The 16,813-nt window shown below is 70.8% G+C and carries 11 protein-coding genes; 10 read left to right on the top strand and 1 reads right to left on the bottom strand.

The annotated features are described in order from the left end of the window. Positions 1 to 257 precede the first annotated feature (257 nt). Complete coding sequence (locus tag AC1RQG_RS04590) at positions 258 to 1,601, bottom strand: FecR family protein (protein ID WP_493128754.1); 1,344 nt, start codon at positions 1,599 to 1,601, stop codon at positions 258 to 260. A gap of 339 nt (positions 1,602 to 1,940) precedes the next feature. Here AC1RQG_RS04590 and AC1RQG_RS04585 point away from each other — a divergent pair, with 339 nt between their 5' ends. From AC1RQG_RS04585 to AC1RQG_RS04540, 10 genes are all read left to right on the top strand, one after another. Next, a complete protein-coding gene (locus AC1RQG_RS04585; protein ID WP_493128752.1) occupies positions 1,941 to 3,890 on the top strand; it encodes a CHASE2 domain-containing protein in 1,950 nt (649 codons plus the stop codon). Continuing rightward, positions 3,887 to 5,143 (top strand): tetratricopeptide repeat protein, encoded by a 1,257-nt coding sequence (locus AC1RQG_RS04580; protein ID WP_493128750.1) that lies wholly within the window; start codon positions 3,887 to 3,889, stop codon positions 5,141 to 5,143. The genes AC1RQG_RS04585 and AC1RQG_RS04580 overlap by 4 nt, the downstream gene beginning before the upstream one ends. 61 nt (positions 5,144 to 5,204) lie before the next feature. Next, on the top strand, positions 5,205 to 5,537 hold the full coding sequence (locus AC1RQG_RS04575; RefSeq protein WP_493128748.1) for a VanZ family protein: 333 nt from the start codon (positions 5,205 to 5,207) through the stop codon (positions 5,535 to 5,537). Then, on the top strand, positions 5,534 to 6,268 hold the full coding sequence (locus AC1RQG_RS04570) for a Crp/Fnr family transcriptional regulator (RefSeq protein ID WP_493128746.1): 735 nt from the start codon (positions 5,534 to 5,536) through the stop codon (positions 6,266 to 6,268). Before AC1RQG_RS04575 ends, AC1RQG_RS04570 begins: the two co-directional genes overlap by 4 nt. Positions 6,269 to 6,493: 225 nt before the next feature. Beyond that, complete coding sequence (locus AC1RQG_RS04565) at positions 6,494 to 7,288, top strand: ABC transporter permease (RefSeq protein ID WP_493128744.1); 795 nt, start codon at positions 6,494 to 6,496, stop codon at positions 7,286 to 7,288. After that, positions 7,288 to 8,559: an ABC transporter ATP-binding protein gene (locus AC1RQG_RS04560; protein ID WP_493128742.1), complete on the top strand. Its 1,272-nt coding sequence runs from the start codon at positions 7,288 to 7,290 to the stop codon at positions 8,557 to 8,559. Before AC1RQG_RS04565 ends, AC1RQG_RS04560 begins: the two co-directional genes overlap by 1 nt. A gap of 31 nt (positions 8,560 to 8,590) precedes the next feature. Then, positions 8,591 to 9,622 carry an FkbM family methyltransferase gene (locus AC1RQG_RS04555; protein ID WP_493128740.1) on the top strand — a complete coding sequence of 344 codons (1,032 nt, stop codon included), beginning with the start codon at positions 8,591 to 8,593 and terminating at the stop codon, positions 9,620 to 9,622. Next, positions 9,619 to 10,920, top strand: coding sequence for an FkbM family methyltransferase (locus tag AC1RQG_RS04550; protein ID WP_493128738.1), 1,302 nt, complete (start codon positions 9,619 to 9,621; stop codon positions 10,918 to 10,920). The genes AC1RQG_RS04555 and AC1RQG_RS04550 overlap by 4 nt, the downstream gene beginning before the upstream one ends. Before the next feature lie 2 nt (positions 10,921 to 10,922). Then, a complete protein-coding gene (locus tag AC1RQG_RS04545) occupies positions 10,923 to 15,338 on the top strand; it encodes a glycosyltransferase (RefSeq protein WP_493128736.1) in 4,416 nt (1,471 codons plus the stop codon). Continuing rightward, positions 15,335 to 16,792 carry a UbiA family prenyltransferase gene (locus tag AC1RQG_RS04540; protein WP_493128734.1) on the top strand — a complete coding sequence of 486 codons (1,458 nt, stop codon included), beginning with the start codon at positions 15,335 to 15,337 and terminating at the stop codon, positions 16,790 to 16,792. Before AC1RQG_RS04545 ends, AC1RQG_RS04540 begins: the two co-directional genes overlap by 4 nt. Positions 16,793 to 16,813: the final 21 nt, after the last annotated feature.

The following is a 16,813-nucleotide window of genomic DNA, read 5'->3' as shown; positions in this document are numbered from 1 at the left end:
ATTAACTCCCCTTTTTGCAAATTTGCAGCATTGATATTACCGCGCGGACATTATGAGAGATGCCTGTGGATAAATCAATGCTTGCCTTAGCCTTATAACAACGCCGACCGGCCACGGCTGCGGCCGGCCGGCGTGCTCGCGGCCCTACTGCCACCGGGCCCGCCATGGCGCACCATGACTATCCCGGCAATAAAAATCCCGCTGCCGACTAAGCGGTAGCGGGAATCCTTATTCAAATCAACGGTATTAATTATTTATTATTTTTTCCATACCGTCACACCATCGACCGCACGGCGCGCATCGAGGCTGCCATCGAACAGATACGCGGCGCCGTTCATGTCGCGCATGAAGCCGGTGATGCCGATGTTGGCGCCCGGCAAGCTCGGATTCAGCACCGAGAACGTGCCGTCGCGCTTGACGATGCCGCTGTTGCCCATGTGGAAACTTTCGCCGCCCGTCAGCAGGTCGAACTGGGTGGCGAAGCTGGACTTATCAAAATTGAACGATAGCACGCCGTTCTGCAGTTGGGCGGCCGATTTCTTCTCTGTATTGATGTCACGTACATAGGCCGAACTGTCGGCCAGCGCGAAGCTCACGCTGCCCTTTTCCGGCGTGACGAAATCGTTGCCCTTGTGTTCGCGGAACAACACGAAGTAGCTGTTCATGCCCAGCCGGTCCCAGCCATCCTTGGACACGCCCGACGTGGCCGGGTCTTTCAGCACGGCCGTCCAGCGGCCCCAGCTGATGTCCTTATAGACCACCGGCACCGGCGGCGGGGCCGGCTGCACCTCGATGATGGGCGGCGTGAGCGGCGGCACCACCGTTTGCGTGTTGTTGCCGCCATTGCCGCCGGACTGGTTGCGCGGCTGGTCGTTGATCTTCTTGACCTCCACCGCCACCAGGCTGTCGCCGCCGAGCACGTTGCCGCCGGCGGCCGCGCCCTTGGCCGGCTCGTCGGGACGGGGCGGCGCCACCAGGTCGGGCGCCAGCAGGCCGTTACCCTGCATCAACTGCGGCGCCGGCTGGCCGCGCTGCACCTGCAGCAGCTGGCCTTTTTGCGCCGCCGTCAGTTCGCGGCTGGTGTTGCCTTCGCACGGACCGGCGCCGTCCGGGCGGCAGCCGCCGCCAAAGCCGCTGACGGTGATGGCGCCCGACAGCACCGTCACGCGCGACGTGTCCTGGTCGGTGAAGACGGTGAAGTCGGTGCCGCGCACGCCGATGGCGGCCACGGGGGTGTTGAAGCGGAAGTTCTGGCGCGCCTGCTTGACGGCCTCGCCGGACTGGCTGCGCGCCACGCCGCTCAGCAGTTCGAGCTTGACGCGGGTGTTGGCGGGCTGCTCGCGGTCCACATGGTAGGTGGCGATGCGGGCGCGGGTGTTGGGGCGCAGGATGAACAGGCCGTTGTCGATGGTCTTGACGTAGAGATAACCATCGGCGCCCGTCGTGAGCAGTTCGCCTTCGCTGACGGCCCCGCCCAGCGTTGCCGGATGGTCCACCACCTGGGCCGCGCCGGCGACAAATATGATTTTGCCGGCCTCCGCGGCCCCGGCCGCGTGGGCAGCTAGCAATGCGCCGGCGGCCAGAATGAGTTGACGTATCATATTCTTCTCCTATTACAAGGCCGATTATCGCGCGCCGGCCACGGATGTTTCCGTGATGCAGGTCACATTTTACTGCAAGCACCGGGCCCCTCCCCAAGCGTTACACTTTGTAGCAAATGCCGGCAGCGCGAAAAACCGGGGTCAGGTCATACCATTAGGCAAGATGCGCGCATCTTGCCTAATGGTATGACCTGACCCCGGTTTCCGGCCGGCCGCCCGATTCCCAGCCCCGTCGTTACAGCGACAGTTGTTCGAGGTTTCCCGTTATACTCTGCCTGTTCCAGTCATCAACTTGCTTTTTTTACCAGACCGCGCCGACCGGCCATCCCGACCGTCTCCATGATTCCTGCCACGGCCCCGCGCTCGCTGCGCCCTTCGCCCCGTCAGTTGCGCTGGCTGATGGCGCTGGTCGCCCTGCTGCTGACGGTGATCCCCGAATTCCAGCCCGGCCACGGCTATTTCGCCGAGGAATGGCTGCGCGACCGCTACATCCGCCTGCGCACCACCAGCGCCCCCGAGCCGCGCGTGCTGGTGGTCGACATCGACGAGGCCAGCCTGGCCGCGCTCGGTTCGTGGCCCTGGCCCAGCAGCCGCATCGCCGACCTGGTGGAGATGCTGCTCACTAATTACAACGCGCGCGGCGTGGCGCTCGACATCGTGCTGCCCAAGGCCGGCGACCCGGACGGCGACACCCGCCTGGCCCTGCTGGCCAACCACGGCCCGCTGGTGCTGGCCCAGGCCTTCGACTACAGCGCCACCCGCCCCGAGCCGCTGCGCGCCGGCGTGCTGGGCGGCGCGCTGGCGGCGGCGCCGGCGGACACCCCCGCCCAGCCCGCCACCGGCTACCTGGCCAACCACGCGCTGCTGGCGCACGCGCCCCACATCGGCAACATCGGCTTCATCCCCGACCCGGACGGCGCGCTGCGCCGGCTGCCGCTGCTGACCTCGTTCGAGGGGCGCCTCTACCCGGCGCTCGCCCTGGCCCTGCTCGACTGCTGCGCCGCCGACCCCGCCCGGGCCGCGCCCCGTGCGGCGGCCCGCGGCGCGCCGCTCCCGGCCGACGCCGCCGCCACCCGCGTCGACTACCGCCGCGACTGGAGCGCCTACACCGTCGTCAGCGCGGCCGACATCCTGGCCGGCCGCATCGCGCCCGACGGCGCCAGCGGCCGCCTGGCGCTGGTGGGCTCGTCCTCGCTGAGCCTGGCCGACCGCGTGACCACGCCGCTGGCGGCCAACCGCCCCGGCCTGGGCGTGCAGGCGGCCATGCTGTCGACCCTGCTCGACCGGCGCGACGGCAGCGCGCCGGCGCCATGGCCGGGCCGCTGGATCGCCTGCGCCTACACCCTGCTGCTGGCGGCGCTGGCCAGCTACACCATGCCGCGCCTGTCGGCCGCCCGCAACGGCCTGCTGCTGGGCGCCGGCGCCGCGCTGTGGCTGCCGCTCGGCCTGGCCGTCAGCGTCCACGACGCCGGCTTCTCGCCCAGCGCGCCGCTGGCCTCGCTGGCCTTCCTGCTGGCGTTCGCCGTGCCGTTCCAGTGGCAGCAGACCCAGCACCGCTCGCGCTACCTGCTCGACACCCTGCGCCAGTACGTGGCGCCGGCCGTGGTGAGCGAACTGATGCGCAGCGACCTGAAGGACCCGCTGGCCCCGCGCCAGCGCGACGTGACCACCCTGATCGCCGACATGGAGGGCTACACCTCGCAGGTGGAGGCGCTGCCCGTGGACGAGGCGGCCAAACTGACGCGCGACTTCCTCGAATGCCTGACCGAGCCGGTGATCGCCAACCAGGGCACGCTCGACAAATACACGGGCGACGGCCTGGTGGCGTTCTGGGGCGCGCCCCTGCCCCACCCGCGCCACGCCGACCTGGCGCTGGACGCGGCCCAGGCCATCGTGCGCCGCGTGCACGCGCTGAGCCAGGCGCGCGTGGCCCAGGGCTGGCCGCCGCTGCGGGTGCGCATCGGCATCGAGAGCGGGCTGGCCATGGCCGGCGATTTTGGCACCGCGTTCCGCAGCATTTATACTGCCGTCGGCGACAGCGTCAACACGGCGGCGCGGCTGGAGCAGGCGGCGCGCGATTATCCCCACGACGTGATCGTGGGCGCCGGCACGGTGGCGCGCGCCACCGGCCACCAGTTCCTGCCGCTGGGCGAGCGGCTGTTGCGCGGCAAGGAAAAACCGACCACGCTCTATACGATAGACACCACCATCGATACCATCAACGACACGCACCACATGGCCGCAGGCGCGGCGCCCTCCACCACCGGCGTGCGGGAGCGCCAGGCGTGAGGGCGGCCAACGGCAAGGCATCGCGCCGGCTGGCCGCGCTGGCCGGCCTGGCCTGCGCGCTCGCGCTGGCCCCGGCCGCGCACGCCGACGAGCCGGGCGAGACCGAGAGCCAGATGCTCTACCAGCAGGCGCTGCAGTCGATCGCCGAGGGGCGCAAGAACGACGCCAGCGCCACCCTGAGCGAGGTGGTGGCCAAGGAGCCGCTGCACGCGGGCGCCTGGCTGGACCTGGCCCTGATCCAGTGCGCGCTGGGCCACGCGGACGAGGCCGAGCGGCTGTTCGCGGCCATCGAGGTGCGCTTCAACCCGCCCCAGGGCATCCTTGAACTGATCAGCGAGGCGCGGGCCGGCGGCTGCAGCAACTGGCAGCCGCAAAGCCACGCCACGCTGAGCATCGGCCGCGGGCTGGACCAGAACGTCAACCAGGGCTCCTACGGCAGCAGCTATGGCGTGACCCAGGCCGGGGTGCAGGTGGACCTGCCGCAGCCGATCGATTTCCAGCCCAAGCACGACCAGTTCAGCTGGCTCTCGGCCGACTACCTGCGCGACCTCACGCCCAACGGCAGCAGCGGCTATCTGCAACTGCAGTCGCGCCGCTACGACAGCCTGGGCCAGTACAACTCGACGGCGCTGTACGCCGGCGCCGACACGCCGTGGCGCTTCGGCCACTGGACCGTGCGCGGCAGCGCCAGCATGGGCCTGATCACGCTGGGCAGCCAGTTGTACCAGCGCCAGGCGCAGCTGCAGGTCAGGGTCGGCCCGCCGCTGCCGCTGCCGGGCAGCGTGCAGTTCCACCTGACGGCCGGCGTGAGCCGCGCCAATTACCTCACGCTCAGCCATTTCGACGCCAACACGCTCGAGCTGCGCGGCCAGTTCACCTACCACCGCGACGCCGACCTGGCCGCCGTCAGCCTGGCCGGGCTGGACGACCGGGCGCTGGCGGCGCGCCCCGGCGGCGACCGGCGCGGCTGGCTGGCCACGCTGCAATGGAAGCACCAGCTGCCGCACCAGCTGACGGGCGAACTGAACTTCAGCCACCAGCGCTGGAACGGCGCCGAGGCCTATGCGCCGGGCTTCATCGACGACGTGCGGCGCCAGCGCACCACGCTGCTGCGCGCGGCCCTGACCTACCCGCTCAGCGCCAGCCAGGCGCTGCTGCTGGAGGCCAGGCAGGTCCGGAATCAGGAAAGCATCTCGATCTTTCAGTACAATGACCGCCAATTGCAACTGAGCTGGCAATGGCAGACGCCGTGACGTGGCGCCGCCACGGGCCGCCGTCATCGAATCAGGGTAGTGTATGGATTGGAAATGGATTATGTTCTTGGCACTGGCCGTGCTGCTGACCGTGGGCTGCCTGCTGCCCAACAGCTGGCTGCCGAGCGCCTTGCCGAACGATAAATTGATGCATTTCGCCGGCTTCGGCCTGCTGGCCCTGCTGGCTCTGCCGCTCGCGCACGACCGGCGCGAGGGCCTGTGGTGCCTGGCCGGCGTGCTGCTGGCCAGCCTGGCCATCGAATGCCTGCAGGTGCTGGTGCCGGAGCGGCGCTTCTGCTGGCGCGACCTGGCCGCCAACGCGGCCGGGGTGGCGTGCGCCGGCCTGATCGGCCTGGCCTGTGGCGCCGTCGGCGCGCTGGGGGCGTTCGCATGAGCGAGCCCGCCGCACTGCCGGACGCGCCGGGCACGCCGCCCAAGGAACCGCCGGGCCAGATCCAGATCTACCTGCGCAAGATCCCGCTGCTGGCCGAGCTGTCCGAGGAGGAGATGAACGCCGTCAAGGCCGAGCTGCGCATCCGCCACCACGCCAAGCGCGAGGTGGTGCTGCACAAGGGCGGCAGCGGCGACGGCCTGCTGTTCCTGCTGTCGGGCCAGCTGCAGGTGATCGACGTGACCGAGGATGGCCGCGCCGTCGGCCTGCGCATGCTGGCGCCGGGCGACTTCTTCGGCGAGATCGCGCTGATCAACGGTTCGACGCGCTCGGCCTCGGTGGTGGCCATGACGGAGGTGCTGGTGGCGTTCCTGCCCGCGCCCGTGGCGCTGCGCCTGTTCACCCATTCGCCGTCGGTGGCCAAGCAGATGCTGCGCCACCTGGCGCAGAAGATCCAGCGCGACTCGGAATTCCGCGCCCTGCTCAGCATCAACAACACGACGCGCCGCATCTACACCTTCCTGGTGCTGATGCAGAAGAAGAACCCGGACGGCACCGTGGTCGAGAACCTGCCGACCCACCAGGACATCGCCAACATGATCAACACCAGCCGCGAGACGGTGACCCGGGCCCTGCTCACGCTGGTGCAGCAGGGCATCGTCCAGAAGGAGCCGCACCGGCTCATCATCAAGGACCCGGACGCGCTGCAGAAACTGGTGCAAGGCGATGCCTGAGGCGCGACACCGCCCGCCGAACCGGGGTCAGGTCATACCGTCCGGCAACATGCGCGCATGTTGCCGGATGGTATGACCTGACCCCGGTTTTCAGTTACAACTGTGGCAAGGCCAGTACGGTATAATCTGACCCTTTCAATTTCAGGGGCCAGCAGACTGTCTGCGAGCCGCGCCGTCTGCCATGAGTTCTGCACCACCGTCGTTCCGTCCGCGAGGCGCCGCCTGATGTCCGCCATGCTACGGGCCCTCTGGGCCTACCGCGGCTTCGTGCTGGGCAGCGTCAAGCGGGAATTCCAGGCCAAGTACCGCAACACCATGCTGGGCGCGGCCTGGACCGTGCTCAACCCGCTGGCCATGATCGTGGTCTACACGCTGATCTTCTCCCAGGTCATGCGCAGCAAGCTGCCCGGCGCCAGCGGCCAGTACGCCTACAGCATCTACCTGTGCGCCGGGGTGCTGACCTGGGGCCTGTTCAGCGAACTGACCACGCGCATGCTCAACATGTTCCTGGAGCAGGCCAACCTGCTCAAGAAGGTCAGCTTCCCCCGCATCTGCCTGCCGCTGATCGCCGTGCTCAACGCGCTGCTCAACTTCGCCATCATCTTCGGCCTGTTCCTGCTGTTCCTGCTGCTGTCGGGCCAGTTCCCCGGCTGGGTCGCGCTGGCGCTGCTGCCGCTGCTGGCGCTGCAACTGGCGCTGGCCGTGGGCCTGGGACTGGTGCTGGGCATCCTCAACGTGTTCTTCCGCGACGTCGGCCAGTTCTTCACCATCTTCCTGCAATTCTGGTTCTGGCTCACGCCCATCGTCTACCCGGCCACCATCATCCCCGAGGCGCTGCGCCCGTGGCTGGCCTTGAACCCCATGAGCGCCATCACCGTGTCGTATCAACAATTGCTGGTGGCCGGCCAGATGCCGGACTGGGCCTCGCTGGCGCCGGCCGCCGTGCTGGCCGCCGGCCTGTGCCTGCTGGGCCTGAAACTGTTCCGCCGCCGCGCGGGGGAAATGGCGGACGAACTGTAATGGGCACCATCCGCGTCACCCAACTGGGCAAGGCCTACAAACAATATCCAACCCGCTGGGCCCGCCTGCGCGAGTGGCTGCTGCCCATGCGCGGGCCGCGCCACCAGCTGCGCTGGATCTTGCAGGACATTAATTTCGAGGTGAAGGCCGGCGAGGCCGTGGGCCTGATCGGCGTCAACGGCGCCGGCAAGAGCACGCTGCTCAAGCTGATCACCGGCACCACCCAGCCCACCACGGGCGGCGTGGCGCTGACAGGCCGGGTGGCGGCGCTGCTGGAGCTGGGCATGGGCTTCCACCCCGACTTCACGGGCCGCCAGAACGTCTACATGGCGGGCCAGCTGGCCGGCCTCACCGTGGCCCAGCTCGACGCGCTGATGCCGGCCATCGAGCAGTTCGCCGAGATCGGCGACTACATCGAGCAGCCGGTGCGCGTCTATTCGAGCGGCATGCAGATGCGGCTGGCGTTCAGCGTGGCCACCTGCGTGCGGCCCGACATCCTGATCGTGGACGAGGCGCTGGCCGTGGGCGACGTCTATTTCCAGCAGAAATGCTTCGACCGCATCCGCGCCTTCACGGCCAGCGGCACCACGCTGCTGTTCGTGTCGCACAGCATGGGCACGGTGATGAACATCTGCAACCGCTGCCTGTACATCCGCCAGGGCGCGCTGGCCTTCGACGGCGCCCCCAAGGCGGCCGCCGACCGCTACCAGGCCGAACTGCTGGGCCGGCTCGACCATGCGCCGCAGCAGCACGCGGTGGCCCTGTCGACGGCCGAGCGGCTGCGCGACGCGCCGGCGCTGACCGGCAGCGACGGCAGCATCACCACCGCGCTGGCCGACTGCGTGGGCGTGGCCTTCGTGCGCGACGACGGCACGCCGGAGGCCAGCATCATCGCCGACCAGCCGGTGCGGCTGCGCGTCGAATACCGCGCCCACCGCGAGCTCGACGATCCGCACGTGGGCTTCAAGATCCGCAACCGCTACGGCGTGGTGCTGTTCGAGACCAACACCTATTGCATGCGCGAACAGCCGGGGCCGGTGGCCGCCGGCGGCGTGCTGTCGGCCAGCTTCGCCTTCACCATGGCGCTGGCACCGGACGAATACACGCTCACGGTCGGATTGGGCAACGGCGGCTATGATGAAGGCAGTTTCCGCGAAGTGCTCAACTACCTGCACGAGGTCAGCACCTTCGTCGTCCTGCCCAACAGCGCGGCCATCACCTGGTCCGGCCTGGCCAACCTGGCGCCGCGACTGGACGTCGACAAACTGTAACGCCGAATTCAACCGAAACCCAGGAAAGATCATGTCCGAGACCCTGTTCCCCACCGCCGACGCCGCCGACGCGCTGGTGCGCGGCCTGTACCGTGCCCTGCTGGGCCGCGACGCGGACCCGGTCGGCCTGCGGCACTGGCGCGCCGTGCTGACCGGCGGCGGCGACGTGGCCGCGCTGGCCACGGCCCTGGCCGGCAGCGACGAATACCGCGCCCGCGCCGCCGGCCTCGCCGCGCGCGGCGCGGTCCGCGCCCGGCTGGCGGCCCACTGCGCCCCCCTGTTCGCGGACCAGCCGCTGCACATCGTCGACGTCGGCGCGCAGATGCTGGACGACGAGCGCCACGTGTACGCGCCGCTGACGGACCACGGCCTGCCCTGCCAGGTGACGGGCTTCGAGCCGCTGGACGAGAAGCGCGAACAGCGCGAACAGCATGACGGCCAGGCCACGGTGCGGCTGTACCCCGACTTCATCGGCGACGGCCAGCGCCACCCGTTCCACATCAACGCGCCGGACGCCACCTCGTCGCTGCTGCCGTTCAACCGCGCCGTGACCGACCAGCTGGTGGACCTGAGCCACCTGCGCACCGTGCGCACGGCCGACGTCGACACCCGCACGCTGGACGCCGTGCTGGCCGACGCCGCCCCGGTCGACTTCCTCAAGCTCGACATCCAGGGCTTCGAGCTGCCGGCCCTGCGCCACGCCACGGCCGTGCTGGCGCGCACCGCCGTGGTCCATTGCGAGGTGTCGTTCACGCCCATCTACGCCGGCCAGGCGCTGTTCTCGGACATCGAGCAGCTGCTGCGCGGCCAGGGCTTCGAATTGATCGACTTCCACGGCACCTGCCACTACGCCAGCGAGGGCACGGCGGCGCGCCAGTCGCGCGACCGGCTCGGCTGGGGCGACGCCATCTTCATGAAGTCGCCCGGCCTGCTCAGCGGGCGCGACCTGCTGGCCCAGGCGGCCATCGCGCTGTTCGTGTACGACAAGCCGTCGCTGGCCGAGGCGCTGGCCGTGCGCGCCGATCCGGCGCTGGCGGCCCTGTTCCGGGAAGGCCAGCCATGAGCTTCGTCTCCTACGCCCAGAACGGCGAGGACGTGCTGCTGTGGCGCGCCCTGCATGACGTGCCGGACGGCTTCTACATCGACGTCGGCGCCAACGACCCCGAGCAGCATTCCGTCACCAAGGCCTTCTACGAGCGCGGCTGGCACGGCATCAACATCGAGCCGTTGCCCTCGTTCCGGGCCGCGTTCCTGGAACAGCGCCCGCGCGACCTGACGCTGACGGTGGCGGCCGGCGCGGCCGAGGGCGAGATCACGCTGTTCGACGTGACGGACGTGAACGGCTGGGCCTCGACCGACGCCGCCGTGGCCGCCAGCCACCGGGCCGAGGGCCACCGCGTGGTCGAGCAGACCGTGCCGCTGCGCACGCTGGCGGCCATCTGCCGCGAGCACGTGCGCGGCCCCGTGCACTTCCTGAAGATCGACGTCGAAGGCTGCGAGGGCGACGTGCTGCGCGGCATGGACTGGCGCGCGTGCCGGCCGTGGATCGTGGTGGTCGAGGCGACCCTGCCCAACAGCCGCGTGAGCAACCACGCCAGCTGGGAGGCGCTGGTGACCGACCACGGCTACCGCTTCTGCTACTTCGACGGCCTGAACCGCTACTACGTGGCCGACGAGCACCCGCGACTGGCCGAGCGCCTGACGGTCCAGCCCAACGTGTTCGACGACTACATCAGCCACCACCTGGACAAGGCCTGGCAGCGGGCCGACCGGCTCGACGCCGCGCTGGCCGGGCTGACCGCGCAACTGGCGCTGCACCAGCAGCAGCACCAGGCGCGCGAGGCGGAACTGGAACAGGCGATCCTGGACGCCCAGCGCCAGACCCGGCTGGCCGCCGACGACACGGCCCAGGTGCGGGCCGAGCTGCACCAGGCCGACCAGCGCGCGCGCGCCTTCGAGGCCAGCCTGCACCAGAACGCGGCCTGGGCCGCCGGCCTCGAACAACAACTGCTGGCCATGCGCGCCAGCCGCTCGTGGCGCATCACGGCGCCGATGCGCGTGCTGCTGCGGCGCGGCGAGCAGAGCCTGCCGCGCATCGCGCGCCGGCGCGCCCGCAACGCGATCCGGCGCGCGCTGGCGTGGGTGCTGTCGCGCCCGGCCGTGCTGCGCGTGACGGTGCCGCTGCAGATACGCTACCCCAACCTGTCGCTGCGGCTCAAGCGGGTGCTGGCCGTGGTGCGGCAAGACCATGGCCAGCCCCAGCACGCGCCGGACCTGCCCTACCAGCTGCGCGAACTGCCGCAATCGGCCCGCCAGGTGCTGGCCGACCTGCGGCGCGCCCAACAACACACTGAACACTGAACATGCGTCTCGTCATTGACTTGCAATCCTGCCAGAACGGCGCCGCGCGCGAGCCGGCCGCCGTGGTGGCGCTGGCCCAGGCCGTGGTGCGCGGCGCCGCCGGCCACACCGTGCTGCTGGCCCTCGACGGCCGCCACGGCGACCAGATCGAGGCGCTGCGCCACGCCTTCGCCGACCTGCTGCCGGCCGCCCACATCGTCTGCTACGCGGCGCCCACCGGCTCAGGCGCGTGGCAACACGGCGCGGCCGAACTGATCCGCGCCAACGCGCTGGCCCAGTTGCGGCCGGACGCCCTGTTCTGCCCCGGCCTGCTGGACCGGCCGCTCGAGGACAGCCTGTGCGACCACGGCGCGCCGGGCGTGCCCTGCGCCTACTGGCTGGCCGATGCCGGCCCGCTGCAGGCGCCGGCCGCGCCCGCGCTGCGGCCGGTGGCCGCGCGCCAGCGCCGCCAGTTGCAGACGGCCAGCCTGGTGCTGACCCCGGCCGCCGCCGATGGCGCCCTGTTGCAGGCGGCGCTGGCGCCGGTGCCGGTGCTGGTGACGGGCCAGCAGCCGGACGAAGCGGCGGCCCGGCTGTGGCAGGCGCTGGCCGCGCTGCCGGCCAGCCCGGCCGCCACGGCCACGAGCGGCGACTTGGCGGACGCTGGCGTAGCAACTGCGGCAAGCGCAGCCGGCAAGGCCACGGCCGGCCCCGCGCCAGCGCGTCCCCGGCTGGCGTTCGTGTCGCCGCTGCCGCCCGAGAAATCGGGCATCGCCGACTACAGCGCCGAACTGCTGGCCGAGCTGGACCCGTACTACGAGATCGAACTGGTGGTGCAGCAAAGCGTGCCGGCCGACCCGGCGCTGGCCGCGCGCTGGCCGCTGCGCACGCCCGACGAGTTCGAGCAGCGCGCCGCCAGCTACGACCGCGTGCTCTACCATTTCGGCAATTCGAATTCCCACCAGCACATGTTCGGCCTGCTGGCGCGCCATCCCGGCGTGGTGGTGCTGCACGACTTCTTCCTCAGCGGCGTGCTCGACAACATGGAGCGCGACCGGGTCGAACCGCAGGCGTTCCTGGCCGCGCTGTACGCCTCGCACGGCCACAGCGCGCTGCTGCGACACGGCGAGCTGGGCCGCAATGAGACGATCTGGGCCTACCCGTGCAACAAGCCGGTGCTGGACCAGGCCAGCGGCCTGATCGTCCACGCCGATTTCTCGCGCCGGCTGGCCGAGCAGTGGTACGGCCCCGGCTATGCCGACCAGTGGGTCACGCTGCCGCTGCTGCGCGGCCTGCCGGCCGGCCACGCGCCGCAGGCCGCGCGCCAGGCGGCGCGCCAGGCGCTGGGCTTGGACGACGACACCTTCCTGGTCTGCAGCTTCGGCATGCTGGGCAGCACCAAGCTCAACGAGCGGCTGCTGCACGCCTTCCTGGCCTCGCCGCTGGCGCGCCAGCGCAACTGCCAGCTGGTGTTCGTGGGCGAGAACGACCCCGGCCCCTACGGCTACGAACTGCAGCGCCAGATCAACCACAGCCCGTGCGCCGAGCGCATCCGCGTGACCGGCTTCGTCACGGCCGCCGACTACGGGCGCTACCTGGCGGCGGCCGACGCCGCCGTCCAGCTGCGCACCCAGACCCGCGGCGAGACGTCGGCCTCGGTGCTCGACTGCCTGCTGTACGGCATCCCCACCATCATCAACGCCCACGGCGCGGCCGCCACGCTGCCGGAGCAGGTGCTGATCAAGCTGCCCGACCAGTTCGGCGACGACGAACTGGCCGGCGCGCTGGCCCGCCTCTACGACGAACCGGCGTTGCGCGCCGGCCTGGCCGAACGCGGCCGCGCCCACGTGCAGGCCCACCACGCGCCGGCCGCCGTGGCGCGCCAATACCACGCGGCCATCGAGCGCTTCGCGCGCGACAGCCACGCCAGCCGCTACCGCGCCTTGCTGGACGGGCTGGCCGCGCTGTCGCCCAAGCCGCAGGAGAACGAACTGATCGCCGCCGCCGGCGCCATCGCCGCCAACCTGCCGGCCACGGCGCCGCGCCAGCTGCTGATCGACATCTCGGCGCTGATCCAGGCCGACCACAAGACCGGCATCCAGCGCGTGGTGCGCAGCATCCTGCTGGCGCTGTTCAAGCAGCCGCCGGCCGGCTACCGGGTCGAGCCGGTCTACAGCGAAGGCGGCAACCATTGCTACCGCTACGCGCGCCGCTGGGCCTTCGAGCTGCTGGGCGTGCATGGCCTGCAACTGGAGGACGCGCCCATCGAGGCGCGCGCCGGCGACCATTTCCTCGGCCTCGACCTGTTCACCAACGGCACGGCGCAGAACGAGGCGCTGCTGGCCGGCCTGCACCAGCGCGGCGTGCGCATCGACTTCGTGGTGTACGACCTGCTGCCGCTGCTGCGCCCCGAATCGTTCCCGTTCGGCGCGGAAAAATACTATGCCGACTACCTGGACACGGTGTCGCACGTGGCCGATGGCGTGGTGTGCATCTCGCGCGCCGTGGCCGACGAGCTGGCCACCTGGCTGGAGAGCCGCCCCAGCCGCCGGGTGGCGCCGCTGCAACTCGGCTACTTCCACCTGGGCGCCGACATCGGCGCCAGCGCGCCCAGCAGCGGCCTGCCGCCCGAGGCCGGCCAGGTGCTGGCCGCCGTGGCCGCCGCGCCCACGCTGCTGATGGTCGGCACGCTGGAGCCGCGCAAGGGCCACGCCCAGACGCTGGACGCGTTCGATCTGCTGTGGCAGCAGGGCGTGGCCGTCAACCTCGTCATCGTCGGCAAGGCCGGCTGGCTGGTCGACACGCTGATCAAGCGGCTGGAGCAGCATCCGCAGCGCGGCCAGCGCCTGTTCTGGCTGTCGGGCGTGTCCGACGAGATGCTGCTGCAGCTGTACGGTTCGGCGGCGGCGCTGCTGGCCGCCTCCGAGGCCGAAGGCTTCGGCCTGCCGCTGATCGAGGCGGCCCAGCACGACCTGCCCATCATCGCGCGCGGCCTGCCCGTGTTCCGCGAGGTGGCCGGCGAGCACGCCTACTACTTCGACGGCCTGGACGCGCCGGCGCTGGCCGGCGCCCTGCGCGCCTGGCTGGACCTGCACGCGGCCGGCCAGGCGCCGCGGCCGCAGGGCCTGCGCTGGCTGAACTGGCAGCAGAGCGCGGACCAGCTGATGGACGTGGTGCTGCACGGCCGCTGGTACCGCCAGCTCGGCGGCGACGGCGCGCCGGCGCCCCAGCTGCTGGTGGACGTGACCACCATCGCCGCCAACGACCTGCAGACGGGCATCGAGCGCGTGGTGCGGGCCCAGTTGTCCGAACTGCTGCGCACGCCCACCACGCGCTACCAGGTGCGCCCCGTGTACCTGAGCGATGAGGGCGGCCACTGGCACTACCGCTACGCCAAGCGCTACACGCACCGCCTGCTCGGCATCGACGAAGCGGGCGTGGCCGACGACGCCGTCAAGGTCGGCCACGGCGACGTGTACTACAGTCCCGACTACGCGCCCGGCGCCGTGGTGGCGGCCGCCGCCGCCGGCCTGTACCAGCGCTGGCGCGCGGCCGGCGTGGCCGTCAATTTCCTGATCCACGACCTGCTGCCCGTGCTGCAGCCGGCCTTCTTCCCGCCCGGCGCCAGCGACGCCCATGGCCGCTGGCTGCGCTGCATCGCGGCCCAGGCCGACCGCCTGGTCTGCATCAGCGCCGCCGTGGCCGACGACACGCGCCAGTGGCTGGGCGCCAACGGCCTGGCCGTGCCGCCGCTGGCCGTGCTGCACCATGGCGCCGACATCGCCGCCTCCAAGCCCAGCACCGGCCTGCCCGACGCGGCGCCGGCCGTGCTGGCGCGGCTGGCGGCCAGCCCGGCGTTCCTGATGGTGGGCACGATCGAGCCGCGCAAGGGCCACCTGCAGACGCTGGACGCGTTCGAGCAACTGTGGGCCGAGGGCGTGGACGCGCAACTGGTGATCGTCGGCCGCGAGGGCTGGCAGGGCCTGCCGCCGGCGCAGCGCCGCACCATCCCCGCCATCGTCGCGCGCCTGCAAGCCCATCCGGAGGCGGGCCGCCGCCTGCACTGGCTGCAAGGCATCAGCGACGACTACCTGGAGCAGGTGTACGCGGCCTGCGCCTGCCTGCTGGCGCCGAGCGAGGGCGAGGGCTTCGGCCTGCCGCTGATCGAGGCGGCGCGCCACGGCCTGCCCGTGCTGGCGCGCGCCCTGCCCGTGTTCCGCGAAGTGGCGGGCCGGCACGCCCAGTACTTCAGCGGCCACGATGGCGCCGCGCTGGCGCTGGCACTGCGCGCCTGGCTGGACGGCCACGCGGCCGGCCGGACCGTGGCGTCCGACGCCATGCCCTGGCAATGCTGGAGCGACAACGCGCGCGCGCTGGCCGCGCTGCTGTTCGACGCCGCCCCTGAAACCGAAGCTATCCCTGAGAGCGCAACCGCATGAATTCTCCGCACCAGCCCCTGACCCCGCCTGGCGCCACCCCGGTCCACGCTGAACCGCCGCTGGTCATCGACCTGGACGGCACCCTGATCTATTCCGACCTGCTGTGGGAGGCGCTGCTGCTGTTTCTCAAGCAGCGCTTCTGGCAGGCGTGGCGCCTGCCCGGCTGGCTGCTGCTGGGCAAGGCCGGCTTCAAGGACAAGCTGGCCGCGCACGTGGCCATCGACCCGGCCACGCTGCCCTACGACCAGCGGCTGCTGGCCCACATCCGCGAGGAGCGGGCCCGCGGACGGCGCGTCGTGCTCGCCACCGGCTCGCAGCGCGCCTACGCCGAGGCCATCGCCGCCCATCTGCAGCTGTTCGACCTGGTGCTGGCCACCGAGGCCGGCGTCAACCTGACCTCGCACAACAAGGCCGCCACGCTGGCCCGGCACTACGGCGCGCGCGGCTACGACTACGTGGGCAACGCCAGCGTCGACGTGCCCGTGTGGCATGGCAGCCGCGAAGCGTACAGCGTGAGCCGGCGCCCGTTCCGGCTGGCCGACGGCCGCCAGACCCAGCCGCTGGGCGCGCGCCGCCGCCATCCGCTGGGCGCCCTGCTCAAGGCCATGCGCCCGCGCCAGTGGCTGAAGAACATGCTGGTGTTCCTGCCGATGCTGGCCGGCCACGTGCTGCAACTGCCGACGCTGCTGCAATCGCTGCTGGCGTTCACGGCGTTCTCGCTGTGCGCCTCCAGCGCCTACCTGCTCAACGACGCGCTCGACGCCCACGACGACCGCCAGCACCCGACCAAGTGCCGGCGCCCGATCGCGGCCGGCAGCCTGCCGCTGTCGCTGGCCCTGGGCACCAGCGCCTTGCTGGCGGTGGCGGCCCTGCTGCTGTGCACGCTCGACGGCAGCTGGCTGCTGCCGGTGGTGCTGATCTACTTCGTCAGCACGCTGAGCTACTCGTTCGTGCTCAAGCGGCTGCTGATGGTCGACATCGTCACGCTGGCGCTGCTGTACACGGTGCGCATCCTCGGCGGCGGCGCGGCCACCGGCATCACGCCCTCGTTCTGGCTGCTGGCGTTCTCGTTCTTCATCTTCCTGTCGCTGGCCATGCTCAAGCGCTACAGCGAACTGTTCAACCTGAAGCGCCAGGGCAAGGAGAAGACCAGCGGGCGCGGCTACACCACGGCCGACAAGGGCCCGATCGGCACCATGGGCGTGAACGCCGGCTTCCTGTCGGTGTTGATCTTCATGCTGTACATGAACTCGGACCGCGTGCTGCCGCTGTACCCGCATCCGGCCTACCTGATGGGCATCGTGCCGCTGCTGGTGTTCTGGCTGGGCCGGCTGTGGATGCTCGGCTACCGCGGCCAGGTGCACGAGGACCCGGTGCTGTTCGTCAGCAAGGACCGCCTGAGCCTGCTCATCATCGCCCTGTGCGGCGCGCTGGCCGTGGCCGCCGCGCTGTGACCGCCCCCTGAATTGTTGAAA

Source organism: Rugamonas sp. GW822-FHT03B10 (assembly GCF_058801745.1).
The sequence above is the reverse complement of the archived record's forward strand: the minus strand, read 5'-3'. Positions and strand labels throughout refer to the sequence as shown.

Coding starts and splice junctions, on each gene's coding strand:
- AC1RQG_RS04565 (WP_493128744.1), top strand. CDS start 6,494: ATGTCCGCCATGCTACGGGCCCTCTGGGCCTACCGCGGCTTCGTGCTG.
- AC1RQG_RS04555 (WP_493128740.1), top strand. CDS start 8,591: ATGTCCGAGACCCTGTTCCCCACCGCCGACGCCGCCGACGCGCTGGTG.
- AC1RQG_RS04550 (WP_493128738.1), top strand. CDS start 9,619: ATGAGCTTCGTCTCCTACGCCCAGAACGGCGAGGACGTGCTGCTGTGG.
- AC1RQG_RS04540 (WP_493128734.1), top strand. CDS start 15,335: ATGAATTCTCCGCACCAGCCCCTGACCCCGCCTGGCGCCACCCCGGTC.
- AC1RQG_RS04575 (WP_493128748.1), top strand. CDS start 5,205: ATGTTCTTGGCACTGGCCGTGCTGCTGACCGTGGGCTGCCTGCTGCCC.
- AC1RQG_RS04570 (WP_493128746.1), top strand. CDS start 5,534: ATGAGCGAGCCCGCCGCACTGCCGGACGCGCCGGGCACGCCGCCCAAG.
- AC1RQG_RS04590 (WP_493128754.1), bottom strand. CDS start 1,601: ATGATACGTCAACTCATTCTGGCCGCCGGCGCATTGCTAGCTGCCCAC.
- AC1RQG_RS04560 (WP_493128742.1), top strand. CDS start 7,288: ATGGGCACCATCCGCGTCACCCAACTGGGCAAGGCCTACAAACAATAT.
- AC1RQG_RS04545 (WP_493128736.1), top strand. CDS start 10,923: ATGCGTCTCGTCATTGACTTGCAATCCTGCCAGAACGGCGCCGCGCGC.
- AC1RQG_RS04585 (WP_493128752.1), top strand. CDS start 1,941: ATGATTCCTGCCACGGCCCCGCGCTCGCTGCGCCCTTCGCCCCGTCAG.